Annotated in this window: 12 protein-coding genes; 8 read left to right on the top strand and 4 right to left on the bottom strand. The window is 68.5% G+C overall.

Going from position 1 to position 9,379, the window contains the following annotated elements; genetic code table 11:
- Positions 1-41: 41 nt before the first annotated feature.
- Positions 42-440: a (deoxy)nucleoside triphosphate pyrophosphohydrolase gene (locus tag ACZYZF_RS16835; protein WP_463746371.1), complete on the bottom strand. Its 399-nt coding sequence runs from the start codon at positions 438-440 to the stop codon at positions 42-44.
- Positions 441-467: 27 nt separating this feature from the next.
- Here ACZYZF_RS16835 and ACZYZF_RS16830 point away from each other — a divergent pair, with 27 nt between their 5' ends.
- Positions 468-761, top strand: a complete 294-nt coding sequence (locus ACZYZF_RS16830; RefSeq protein ID WP_441957819.1) for a 4a-hydroxytetrahydrobiopterin dehydratase — start codon at positions 468-470, stop codon at positions 759-761.
- Here ACZYZF_RS16830 and ACZYZF_RS16825 read toward each other — a convergent pair.
- Complete coding sequence (locus ACZYZF_RS16825) at positions 730-1,938, bottom strand: mannosyltransferase (RefSeq protein WP_463746370.1); 1,209 nt, start codon at positions 1,936-1,938, stop codon at positions 730-732. The genes ACZYZF_RS16830 and ACZYZF_RS16825 overlap by 32 nt on opposite strands.
- A gap of 225 nt (positions 1,939-2,163) precedes the next feature.
- Between ACZYZF_RS16825 and ACZYZF_RS16820 the strand changes: the two genes are divergently transcribed.
- Positions 2,164-2,820: a hypothetical protein gene (locus ACZYZF_RS16820; protein ID WP_463746369.1), complete on the top strand. Its 657-nt coding sequence runs from the start codon at positions 2,164-2,166 to the stop codon at positions 2,818-2,820.
- Between the two features lie 53 nt (positions 2,821-2,873).
- On the top strand, positions 2,874-3,857 hold the full coding sequence (locus ACZYZF_RS16815; RefSeq protein ID WP_463746368.1) for an Rv1157c family protein: 984 nt from the start codon (positions 2,874-2,876) through the stop codon (positions 3,855-3,857).
- A 109-nt stretch (positions 3,858-3,966) separates the two neighbouring features.
- Here the strand turns inward: ACZYZF_RS16815 and ACZYZF_RS16810 are convergent, their stop codons facing one another.
- Complete coding sequence (locus ACZYZF_RS16810; protein WP_003882209.1) at positions 3,967-4,116, bottom strand: DUF1059 domain-containing protein; 150 nt, start codon at positions 4,114-4,116, stop codon at positions 3,967-3,969.
- 105 nt (positions 4,117-4,221) lie between these two features.
- The gene (locus ACZYZF_RS16805) at positions 4,222-4,809 is read right to left on the bottom strand and encodes an HhH-GPD-type base excision DNA repair protein (protein WP_463746367.1); all 588 of its coding nucleotides are present in this window, start codon (positions 4,807-4,809) and stop codon (positions 4,222-4,224) included.
- Between the two features lie 98 nt (positions 4,810-4,907).
- On the opposite strand from ACZYZF_RS16805, the gene ACZYZF_RS16800 reads away from it, so the two are divergent.
- Genes ACZYZF_RS16800 through ACZYZF_RS16780 form a run of 5 tightly spaced genes read left to right on the top strand, consistent with a single transcriptional unit; the run spans position 4,908 to position 9,332 of the window.
- Positions 4,908-5,204, top strand: coding sequence for a DUF732 domain-containing protein (locus ACZYZF_RS16800; protein WP_463746366.1), 297 nt, complete (start codon positions 4,908-4,910; stop codon positions 5,202-5,204).
- A gap of 22 nt (positions 5,205-5,226) precedes the next feature.
- Positions 5,227-6,426, top strand: coding sequence for a sensor histidine kinase (locus ACZYZF_RS16795; RefSeq protein ID WP_463746365.1), 1,200 nt, complete (start codon positions 5,227-5,229; stop codon positions 6,424-6,426).
- On the top strand, positions 6,423-7,220 hold the full coding sequence (locus ACZYZF_RS16790; protein WP_463746364.1) for a LytR/AlgR family response regulator transcription factor: 798 nt from the start codon (positions 6,423-6,425) through the stop codon (positions 7,218-7,220). The genes ACZYZF_RS16795 and ACZYZF_RS16790 overlap by 4 nt, the downstream gene beginning before the upstream one ends.
- Positions 7,213-7,605, top strand: coding sequence for a hypothetical protein (locus tag ACZYZF_RS16785; protein WP_463836324.1), 393 nt, complete (start codon positions 7,213-7,215; stop codon positions 7,603-7,605). Before ACZYZF_RS16790 ends, ACZYZF_RS16785 begins: the two co-directional genes overlap by 8 nt.
- A complete protein-coding gene (locus ACZYZF_RS16780; protein WP_463836323.1) occupies positions 7,602-9,332 on the top strand; it encodes a sodium/solute symporter in 1,731 nt (576 codons plus the stop codon). The genes ACZYZF_RS16785 and ACZYZF_RS16780 overlap by 4 nt, the downstream gene beginning before the upstream one ends.
- Positions 9,333-9,379: the final 47 nt, after the last annotated feature.

The following is a 9,379-nucleotide window of genomic DNA, read 5'->3' as shown; positions in this document are numbered from 1 at the left end:
CGTTGGTTTCACTGAAACGTTATCTACAACATCGGTGTTGTTCAATCGCGTTTCGGGCCGAGCACGGCCGCCAGATCCGCCAGCCAGGCCCGGTCGGCGGGTACCCATGGCAGAGCGTCGAGTTCGTCGGTGGTGACCCAGCGCAGCGCGCGGTGATCGTGCGGTTGCGGGCTGCCGGCGGTCAGCGTTGCCCGGTAGGCGCGCAGCGTCATACCGGACTGCAATGCCACGTCCGCACCCAGACGCGCACCGACACTCACCTCGACGCCCAGCTCCTCCCGGAGCTCGCGCGCCAAGGCGTCGGCGTCACTCTCGCCGGAGGCCACCTTGCCTCCGGGCAGTTCCCACAGGCCGGCAAGCTCCGGCGGCCGTTGCCGTTGGGCGACCAACAGTCCGGATTCCGAGAACAGGGCACCGGCTACGACGATCTGTTCTTCCATCGCGCCTGACGGTATACCGTCGGGCATATGGCCGTGTTATCGAACGATCAGGTCGACGCCGCACTGCCCGATCTGCCGGGCTGGGAACGCGCGGCGGGCGCCCTGCGCAGATCCACCAAATTCCCGACGTTCCTCGACGGTATCGACGCGGTACGCCGCGTGGCTGAATTCGCCGAGGAGAAAGACCACCATCCGGACATCGACATCCGCTGGCGCACCGTCACTTTCGCCTTGGTGACGCATTCCGCCGGCGGGATCACCGAAAAGGACGTTCAGATGGCCAAGGAGATCAATCGGATTCTGTCCGACCAGCCTGGCTGAGCGCGATCCAGGCCAGCGTCGCCAGCGTCGCGACGATGTAGACCAGCCCGGCCCAGGCCAGGTACCAGGGCCGGCCGATTTCCCAGATCGTCGGCTGCGCGAAGCTGAGCAGCCACGGCACACCGACCAGTGTCAGCGCCAGCCAGCCCCAGCCCAGGATCTGCGCTCCGACCCGGTCGGCCAGCGGTCCGTGCAGCAACCAGATCATCAGCGGTATCAGCCAGACCCAGTGGTGCGTCCACGAAATCGGTGAAAGCAGCAACCCGAACAGGCTCACGATCACGATCGCACCCAGCCTGTCGGTGCTGCCACCGATGGCCCGCCAGGCCAGCACCGCAAGGACTGCGGTGACGGCGATGCCGAGCAGCACGGCCGGACCGTATCCCGCGTCGTGGCCGAGGATCCGGGAGATTCCGCCGCGCCAGGATTGGTTGAAGGACGTTCCGATGGGACCGATCCGACTCGCGTCACCGAGCAGTTCGGTGAAGTACCGGCGCGCCTGGTCCCCGATCACCAACGCCGACACCGCCACCGTGCCGAAGAACACCACGGCCGAGAAGGCCGCGGTGCCCCAGCGCCGTGCGCCGAGGAAGTAGAGCCCCGACACAGCGGGCGTGAGCTTCACCCCGGCCGCCACGCCGACCAGCAAGCCCGACAGCCACCAGCGGTTGCTGTAGACGGCATACAGCACCGCCAACACCAGGACGACGTTGACCTGCCCGTAGTCGAAGGTGCTGCGCAGCGGCTCGGTCCAGATGCCGACGGCCGTCCACAACATCGCGACACGCCGGGGCGCCGGGCCGCCCAGCAACAGCTGACTGACCCGCACCACGCCGTACAGCGCGGCGATGATGCCGAGTTGCCAGCAGAACGCGACCAGCCCGAAGGGCAGCAGATGCAGTGGGTAGAACACCACCGCGGCGAACGGCGGATAGGTGAAAGGCAGTGGGAAATCCGGTGTCTGGTCGGCGTAGACGTAGTCATAGAGCGCGCCGGGGCCGTCCAGGGTGGCGGCGCCGCCGACGTAGACGTGCAGGTCGACGAAGTTGGCGCCGTTGGGAACGAGATACGTCCACGCCAGGCGCGCCGCAATGCTGAGGACCAGCAACGCGGGCGCAAGACGGTAGAGCCGCGCGGTTGCTGAGACGTGGGTGGCCGGTTCGGTGTTAACGGACACGACTTTAGCGACCCGCCCGATCTGTCCCCTCGGCGGTTTGTCACGCCGGCGTGGTGCCCGCTCAGCGCGAGGCTCCCGGGCCCGGCGCGTCACGGCCAAGGCACTGCGAGATAACGAATTCAGCCGGTGCAGTAACGGTTGAATAACCGCCACACGTGTCACTTGAGTCCCATCAGTAACGCCGTAGGTTCGCCTTCAGACGTCAAGCAACCGATTGGGAGAACCATGATCTTCACCTGGAAAGCAGTTTCCACCAGCATGATCGCGGCCGCCGGCGCAGTCCCGGTCGCGTTGGCCCTCAGCGCCGCAGCGAACGCCGAACCGGTGGCCCCGGCCCCGGTCCCCGCGCCGAACCTGCCGATCGTCAATCAACTCGCCGGCGTGCCGGCCGCCGCGCCGCAACTGCTGCAGGGTGTGAGCTCCGCGTTGAGCGGCACTCCTGCCGCCGCACCGGCGCCGGCACCGGGAGCCACCGCCTCGGTGACGCTGCCGCAGGCACCCACGGCCGTCTCGCCGGCAGCAGCCAATGCCCCCCTGGGATCTCTGATGCCGGGCTTGCCCACCGCACCGGCTGCCGCACCGGCGGTTCCGGCCGCGACCGCACCTGTCTCGGGCCCGGCCTCGCTGATCCCGTCGGCCGAGCTGACCATCCCACAGGTGCCCGGGATGCCCTTCCCGCTGCCCCAGAAGGTGAACATCCCGGGTGATCTGGCCTCGCTGGCTCCGGTTGCGGCACAGACTGCCCTGCCCGCCGCCGCGGCCCCATTGACCCCGGCAGCGGCGGCAGCTCCGGCTGTTGCGGCTCCGGCAGCTGCCGCTCCCGCTGCCCTCAACCCCGAGGTCGCGGCGCTGGCTCCGCTGTTCACCGCTGGCCTGCCCTGATACCCGAACCGGTCTGACCGCCCGAAACGATTGGGAACGCCATGACACCGCGTATGTCTCTGAAAACGATGTTCGGCACCGCCGCTGCAGTCGGGTCCACCACCCTGTTGCTGTTCAGCAGCGCCGTAGCGAACGCCGATCCGGCACCGCTGCCGATCGACGCGGTGCAGGCGCCCGGGCTGCCGGCTATGGAGAACCTGAGCCCGATCATCCAGCAGGCCGCAGCCGATCCCGGGGGCGCCGTGCAGCTGCTGATGGCGGCCGCGCAGGCGTTCTCTGCCAACAAATCGGAATCGGCTGAATCCCGCAACGTCGCGACAGCGGTCAACCATTTCGCGGCACAACCCGTCGCCGCACCCGAGCATGTTCCTGCTCTGGGCGCCGGCGGCGACGCTCACCTGCCGATGGGTGTCGACCCGGCCCACGCGGCCGGGCCGGCCCCTGAGGCACTGCCGGCTCCGGCTCCCGAAGCCGCACCTGCCCCGGCACCCGCTCCGGCGGCGGCTGCGGCACCGGCGCCCGAAGCGGCACCCGCGCCCGCGGCTGTTCCGGCGGCAGCCACGATCCCCGCCCCCGAAGCGGTGCCTGCCCCGGCGCCGACGCCACCGCCTCCGGGCTTCGGGCCTGACACGCCGACGACGCAGGACTTCATGTACCCGTCGATCAGCAACGGTTGCCTCAAGGACGGCGGAAACGTTCTGGCGACGGCGATCTCGGTTGCCGGCCCGGCCACGATCCCGCTGCCCGGCCCGAAACCCGGCCAGACCGCGTACGTGTTCACCGCAATCGGCACCCCGGGCCCGGCCGCCGAGCAGAAGTTGCCGCTGAACGCCACGTGGGTGAACCTGACGACCGGCAAGTCCGGCAGCGTGACACTTCAGCCTCGCCCGGACCTCAACCCCGAAGGACCGACCACGCTGACCGCGATCGCCGACACGGGCTCCGGCAGCATCATGACCACGGTCTTCGGACAGGTCACGACCACCGAGAAGCAGTGCCAGTTCATGCCCACCATCGGATCCACGGTGGTGCCCTGACCACACCATATGAATGGGGAAACGAAATTCCCGGTCGCTTGCCTCATGGCTGGCGACCGGGAATTTTGTGTGGGCTGTCTTAAGTCTGGGGGCCTGCGTAGGCCGTCGATCAGTAAGCCATGAAGAGGATCATTTCCCGGTCGTACTCGCGCCCGGGGTGCTGCTGGGCCAGATGCGCCTGAGCCTTCTCGACCAGGTCGTCTTCGTCGGTACCGCTGATCGCTTCGCCGCACGGGCAGTTCAGATGTGTCTTCGCCATATCTTCACCATCGCATATGTCGCCCACCGGTATCCGCCGACTGTGCGTACAGATCCCGATTCCGCGCCGACACGCGATCTGCGTGCACGGTCGCCGTCCTGAACCTCAGCCTTTGGCGGCCTTGGCTTCCTTCGCGGCAGCCTTCATCTGCTTCTTGTGCGTGCGCACCTTCTGCAACGACCCGGGGTCGACCACGTCGGCCACCGACATGAAGCTGCCGGCAGTGCCGTAGTCCCCCGCGGCCTCCCTCCAGCCCGTCGGCGTCACGCCGTACTGCTTGCCCAACAGCGCCAAGAAGATCCGGGCCTTCTGGTCACCGAACCCGGGCAGCCGCTTGAGCCGGCGCAGCACCTCTTTGCCGTCGGGGTCGCCCCCGGTCCACAGCGCCGTCACGTCACCGTCGTACTCGTCGACGATGGCCCGCGCGAGGTCCTGCACCCGCTTGCCCATCGACCCCGGAAACCGGTGGATGGCAGGGGTTTGCGATACCAGCGCGATGAATTTGTCCGGGTTGTAGTCGGCGATTTCCCGGGCGTCGACGTCACCGAGACGGTCCGCGATCTTCTTGGGCCCGGCGAACGCGGTCTCCATCGGAATCTGCTGATCCAACAACATCCCGACCAGGAGCGCGAACGGGTTGGACTCCAGCAGGGCGTCGGCCTCCGGGTCTTGGACTAGCTGCAGCTTTCCCACGTCGCCAGTCTAGGACTAGACACGTTTTTGACGTTTGTGTCGGTGGAGTGTGCGAATGTGTACGCGTTAACCGGTGGATATGCCCATAGGAGTTGGACATGAGACGTGTGATTGCGCCTCTTTTCGCAGCCTTCGTGACCGCGATTGCGCTGGCCGCCACGGCCAACGCCATCCCCGACCAGGGCACCCCGGCATTCGATGACTACATGCAGGGCCTGGAGCGCAACGGATTCCACCTGAATCCCGATACCGCGTGGCGCGTCGCTCACCAGGCATGTATGGGCGGCGTACCGGGATACATCGGTTTGGAGCTGGCCGCGCAAGGCGTTTTCGGCCCCGGTTCGGAGCAGCGGGTGTACGACGTGGCCAGAAAGTACGCTTGCCCCGTTCAATAGGCGGTTTAGAGTTGGCCGCACGATGTCCGGCGAGGTTGCAGTCGCGCTGGCCCTGGCGCTGATCTTGGCGGCGGTCGCCGCCGTGGTCGTGGTGCGCACCCGACGGGTGGTGGCCACCCCCACCGAACGCGCCGTCCATGCCGCACTGCACACCGCGGCGCAGGCCGCCCGTGCGTTGCGGCAGGGCCTGGACACCGAATCCGCTCACACCGCGGCGCCCTATCTGCGCGAGCTGACCGGCACCCCGGGGCTTGCCCTGTTCGACGACGATGCGGCACTGCTGGCCCGTGACCACGAGGACCCGGCCATCTGGCAGTCCGGGACCGTCGAGGCCTGTGCCGACACCGCACGGGAATCGATCAGTGCTGGTCGCCGGGTACTGCACACCGAACGGTCGACAGCTGTCGTGGCACAGCCGCTGCTGACCGAGGGCGGCGAGGTACTCGGCGCCCTGGTGGTGCTGGCCCCGGCCAGCCCAGGGCCGGGCATGCTCGGCGCGGTCGGCGAGGTGGCCCGCTACGCCGCCAGCCAGATCGAGCTGGCCGAGCTCGACGCGTCGCGTGCCCGTCTGGATCGGGCCGAGGTGCTGGCACTACGCGCACAGATCAGCCCGCACTTCATCTACAACGCGCTCAACACGATTGCCTCGTTCGTCCGCACCGATCCGGACCGGGCCCGCGAACTGATCCTGGAGTTCGCCGATTTCACCCGCTACTCGTTCCGCGCGGCCGGGCAGTACACGACGCTGGCCGACGAGCTGCGCAACATCGACCGCTATCTGACCTTGGAGCGGGCCCGGTTCGGCACCAATCTGAAGGTACGGCTGCAGGTGGCCCCCGAGGTGCTCAATGTCGTGGTGCCGTTCCTGGCGCTGCAACCCCTGGTGGAAAACGCCGTCCGGCACGGGCTGGCCGGCAACGGCGGCGGATCGGTGGAGATCGTCGCCCGCGATGCGGGCACCGAATGCGTCATCACCGTCGAAGACGACGGCGCAGGCATGGATCCCGACACGCTGCGCGCCGGCCCAGGTGACGCACTGGCCGACCGCACCGGTGAATCCGCCCATGTCGGGCTGACGAATGTGGACCATCGGCTGCGCGCGGCATTCGGCAACGATTACGGTCTTGTGGTCGAGACAGCGGTCGGTGCGGGCACCAAAGTGGTGATGCGCGTGCCGAAGTTCCGCTCAGGGGTCCGAGCCGGCGGAGGTGCGTTGGGGTGAGCTCCCACCTGACCGTGCTCGCCGTCGACGACGAGGCACCCGCCCTCGACGAGCTCGCCTATCTGCTGGGCCGGCACCCCGACATCGGCGCGGTGCACACTGCGTCCGACGCCACCTCGGCACTGCGCGAACTCAATCAGCACACGATCGACGCGGTGTTCCTCGACATCAACATGCCCGGTCTGTCCGGCATCGAATTGGCCGGTGTGCTGGCCAATTACACGAACCGGCCCGCCGTGGTGTTCGTGACGGCCCACGAGGATAAGGCGGTGGCGGCCTTCGATGTGGGCGCCGTCGACTATCTGCTCAAACCGATCCGGCAGAACCGCTTGGACGAGGCCGTGCGCCGCGTTGCCGCCGGGGTTCCCGCCGCGCCGCCCGCCCGGGCCACGGCGGACCAGCCCGAGGACCAGGATTGGAATGTGGTCCCCGCCGAACTGGGCGGCATCACCCACCTGGTGCCCCGCGACAGTATCGGCTGGGTCGAAGCCGAGGGTGACTACGCGCGGCTGCATTCGGCCACCGGCGCCCACCTGGTGCGAATCCCGTTGAGCACCTTGGAGACCCGCTGGCGCGACCACGGGTTCCAGCGCATCCATCGGTCGTACCTGGTATCACTGCGGGAGGTCACCGGGCTGCGTACGGCCGACGGCGCGGTACTGGTGCGGTTGCGCGCCAACGGAACTTCTCCCGCCGTGGAACTTCCGGTGAGCCGGCGGCAGGCCCGTGAACTGCGTGACCGGCTGGTCCGCGATCCGATGCGTTCCCTCAAACCGGCGGGCAACGATGAGTGAGCGTCCTGGGCCCGCCGGGCGGCCCGCCGCCGAACGCCAGCGGGTGGTGCTGGCCCACCGCCGCGGCACCCGGATGGTCCGCACCCGTATCGAGGTGGCCGAACAGACACAGGTGGGCGACGCACTGGTACGCGGCCTGGTGCGCACCCAGTTGGGCCTCGCATTGCGGCTGACCGCCGTGGTGATCACGGTCGTGGTCGCACTCGTACTGCTCAATGCCGCCGTACCGGATCTCGCCGCGCTCACTGTGTTCGGGATCCGGCTCAACTGGCTGATCCTGGCCGGGCTGCTCTACCCGCTGTTGTACGGCGTGGGACGGCTGTACGTGCGGCTGGCCGAGCAAGGCGAGCGGGATTTCGTCCGGGTCGTCGACAGCGAACCATGAGCGGCGCACCGCTGACTGCCGCCGCCCTGTTGGCCTCGGTCGTGGCCACCATCGCCATCGGCTCCTACGGCGTCCGCTTGTCGCGCACCACCTCCGACTTCCTGGTGGCCTCGCGCAGCGTCGGCCCGCAGTGGAATGCCGCCGCGATCTCCGGCGAATACCTGTCCGCTGCCTCATTTCTCGGGGTGGCCGGGCTGATCGCGAAGTACGGCGCCGACGCTCTGTGGTACCCGGTCGGTTTCACCGCGGGCTATCTGGGCGTGCTGTTGTTCGTGGCCGCACCGCTACGGCGTTCGGGTGCCTATACCGTGCCCGACTTCGCCGAGTTCCGGCTCGGCTCGGCCCGCCTGCGCAAGGTGGCCATGCTCGTTGTCGTGGTGATCTGCCTGTTCTATCTGGCCCCCCAGTATCAGGGAGCCGGGCTCGCACTGAAAACGCTTCTGGGCGTTCCGGTCTGGATCGGTCCGCTGCTGGTCGCTGCGATCGTCATCACCAATGTGGTGGCCGGCGGCATGCGGTCGATCACGTTCGTGCAGGCATTCCAGTACTGGCTCAAGCTGACCGCCATCGCAGTCCCGGCCCTGGCGCTCCTCGGGTTGTTCATCGGTGACCGCGGCGAATTGGGCGGTCCGCTGCCACCCACCGTGCAACAGCAGACCACCGTGCAGATCGACACCGCCGTCATGGTCCAGGTGGTCGAACCGGCCGGCATCACCGTGTCCGGCGATCTGGACGGCCGCCACGTCGAGTCCGCCAGGATCAACGCGCCCGGACAACACACCCTCGGTGCGGGCACCACGCTGACGCTGGAGGCCGGCGCCGCCACGCCCGTCGTGGCCGGCACCCCGGGCACCGGCAGTGAGTGGATCGCCTCGGGCGGAGGCCTGGGCGGCGGACATCCGCTCTACCAGGTGTTGTCGATCATCGTCGCGACGTTCCTGGGCACGATGGGCCTGCCGCATGTGCTGGTCCGCTTCTACACCAACCCCGACGGTCGGGCCGCCCGGCGCACCGCGCTCGCGGTGGTGGCATTGCTGTCGGTGTTCTACTTCTTCCCGATCCTGCTCGGGGTGTTCTCCCGGTTGTACGTACCGCAGCTGCTCATCACCGGAACTGCCGACGCTGCAGTCCTTTTGGCGCCGGGCGCCGCCGTCGGCGGGATCGGCGGCCAACTACTGGCGGCACTCGTGGCCGCCGGGGCGATCGCGGCCTTCCTGGCCACCTCCTCGGGCCTGCTGATCAGCATCGCCGGCGCCCTGGCCACCGATGTGCTGCGCGGCCGGGTGCGCGATTTCCGGATCGCCGCGGTGGTCGGCGGGCTGATCCCGATTCCGTTGTCACTGATGGTGTCCGGGCTCGAGTTGTCCCGCAGTGTCGGATTGGCCTTCGCCGTCGCGGCGTCCACGCTGTGCCCGTTGCTGGTGCTCGGGATCTGGTGGCGCGGCCTGACGGCGATCGGCGCGGCCTGCGGGCTCGTGGTGGGCGGGTGTGTGTGCGGCGGCGCGGTGCTCGTGGCGATCAGCGGCGGAATCGACGACGGAGTGCTCGGCGGATGGCCCGCGGTGATGGTGGGCTACCCGGCGGCGGTCAGCGTGCCGGTCGCGTTCCTCACGATGATCGTCGTCAGCCTGTTCACCCGGCCTACCCCCGGCGTCGCGCAGATCTTCGCGCGCATGCACGTGCCGGAGCGCCTCGGCTTGGGCGTCGAACGGGTGCCCGCGGGCTGATCGGCCTGCCGCTCAGCCTCCCCGACCGACCGTTCAGCGCAGCGTCC

The organism is Mycobacterium sp. IDUB_24, from assembly GCF_055419385.1.
This window is presented reverse-complemented; position numbering and strand designations above follow the sequence as displayed.

Coding starts and splice junctions, on each gene's coding strand:
- ACZYZF_RS16810 (WP_003882209.1), bottom strand. CDS start 4,116: ATGGCGAAGACACATCTGAACTGCCCGTGCGGCGAAGCGATCAGCGGT.
- ACZYZF_RS16785 (WP_463836324.1), top strand. CDS start 7,213: ATGAGTGAGCGTCCTGGGCCCGCCGGGCGGCCCGCCGCCGAACGCCAG.
- ACZYZF_RS16835 (WP_463746371.1), bottom strand. CDS start 440: ATGGAAGAACAGATCGTCGTAGCCGGTGCCCTGTTCTCGGAATCCGGA.
- ACZYZF_RS16830 (WP_441957819.1), top strand. CDS start 468: ATGGCCGTGTTATCGAACGATCAGGTCGACGCCGCACTGCCCGATCTG.
- ACZYZF_RS16800 (WP_463746366.1), top strand. CDS start 4,908: ATGAGACGTGTGATTGCGCCTCTTTTCGCAGCCTTCGTGACCGCGATT.
- ACZYZF_RS16815 (WP_463746368.1), top strand. CDS start 2,874: ATGTCTCTGAAAACGATGTTCGGCACCGCCGCTGCAGTCGGGTCCACC.
- ACZYZF_RS16820 (WP_463746369.1), top strand. CDS start 2,164: ATGATCTTCACCTGGAAAGCAGTTTCCACCAGCATGATCGCGGCCGCC.
- ACZYZF_RS16795 (WP_463746365.1), top strand. CDS start 5,227: ATGTCCGGCGAGGTTGCAGTCGCGCTGGCCCTGGCGCTGATCTTGGCG.
- ACZYZF_RS16780 (WP_463836323.1), top strand. CDS start 7,602: ATGAGCGGCGCACCGCTGACTGCCGCCGCCCTGTTGGCCTCGGTCGTG.